The following is a 1528-nucleotide window of genomic DNA, read 5'->3' on the forward strand; positions in this document are numbered from 1 at the left end:
GCTTTCCACCCCTCTTTGCAAAGCTGACGCCTCGATAGTCTCATCACAGGCTGGAGGAAGAATACCAGGCAGGGATTTGTCACCTTGATGGTCAACCATCCTTCCCCAGCCGGTTAAAACAGGGGACAAGGGAAGCGCTTCACCAGAAGACGCAGTATCAGGCTTCCCATTTATGGAAGAATTTACGGAAGAGCTTGAGGTTAACAACGAAGGACTGCCATCAGCCGACTGCAACATATCAACACACCCCATCGGTTAAGTTGTAAAATCAAAATTGATGACTGTTGTAGACAACCCAACCCATAAGAAAGTTCATCAATAAGCTGCCAAAATCCCTCGCTGATCAAACTCCGCCTTGATTGCATCGAGCTGTTCGGTGGATGGCGGTCGCACCGTTTCCAGCTCGTAACGTTCACTGAAGGCATCCCACTTATGCACGCCCAGGCTGTGGTAAGGCAGGATTTCCACCTTCTCGACACAATCCATTTTCTCTACCATATCTGCCAGCATGGCCGCATAGACAGGGTCGACGGTATACCCTTCCACCACCACATAGCGGATCCAGGTTGGTTTTTTCAGCGCCTGCAGATACATGGCAAAATTTCGGGTGTACTTGCCGGTAACATAGGTCAGCTTCTGGTGCATCTGTTCATCCATGTGCTTGATGTCCAGCAGCACCAGATCGGTGTCAGACAGAAGCCGCTCAATATCCGGCGTGATATGCCTGGCAAACCCGTTGGTATCCAGACAGGTATGGATACCGTGCGCTTTCAGCGCCTCGAACAGGTCTGCCACAAATTCAGCCTGCAACACCGGCTCGCCACCGGTCACCGTGACGCCACCGGTCAAAAAACCCTTCACCTTGAGGATTTTTTCCGCAACCTCCTCATGGCTGAGCAATTCACCGCCATTACGCAGATCCCAGGTATCCCGGTTGTGACAGTAGCGACAGCGCATGTGGCAGCCCTGCATAAACACAACAAAACGGATACCCGGCCCGTCTACCGTGCCAAATGAGTCCATGGAATGGACACGACCAAGGGACATGGTGACTCTCCTGTTTATCCCGCCTGTCTCTGTAAAAGGCAGATCACTGTCATGAGCAAAAAAGGCCAGCAGAGCTGGCCTTTCAGAGATTAATTCTGGCGCTACTTTACAGCGAGCCAGTAAAGGTACGGGTGATAACGTCACGCTGCTGCTCTGGCGTCAGCGAGTTGAAGCGCACCGCATAACCGGAAACACGAATCGTCAGGGAAGGATACTTCTCAGGATGCTCCATGGCATCTTCCAGCATCTCACGATTCATGACGTTTACATTCAGGTGTTGCCCCCCTTCATGCCCGCTCTCGTTGTGGAAATAGCCATCCATCAGCCCCACCAGATTCTTGCGACGACCTTCTTCGTCCTTACCCAGCGCCTTGGGCACGATAGAGAAGGTGTAAGAAATACCATCCTTCGCATAGGCAAATGGCAGCTTGGCAACAGAACTCAGGGATGCAACCGCACCACTTGTGTCACGACCGTGCAT

At 52.1% G+C, this 1528-nt stretch carries 3 protein-coding genes; all 3 read right to left on the reverse strand.

The features are described from left to right. Positions 1-237, reverse strand: a 237-nt coding sequence (locus KDK14_RS16420) for a hypothetical protein (RefSeq protein ID WP_257266256.1), incomplete at its 3' end; no start/stop codon positions are given. A gap of 78 nt (positions 238-315) precedes the next feature. Next, the gene (gene pflA, locus KDK14_RS16425; protein ID WP_257266257.1) at positions 316-1191 is read right to left on the reverse strand and encodes a pyruvate formate-lyase-activating protein; all 876 of its coding nucleotides are present in this window, start codon (positions 1189-1191) and stop codon (positions 316-318) included. Then, a partial coding sequence (locus KDK14_RS16430; RefSeq protein WP_257266258.1) for a glycine radical domain-containing protein occupies positions 1154-1528 on the reverse strand: 375 nt, incomplete at its 5' end. The genes pflA and KDK14_RS16430, both read right to left, overlap by 38 nt.

This window comes from Endozoicomonas sp. ONNA2, from assembly GCF_024606365.1.
Lineage (GTDB): Bacteria > Pseudomonadota > Gammaproteobacteria > Pseudomonadales > Endozoicomonadaceae > Endozoicomonas.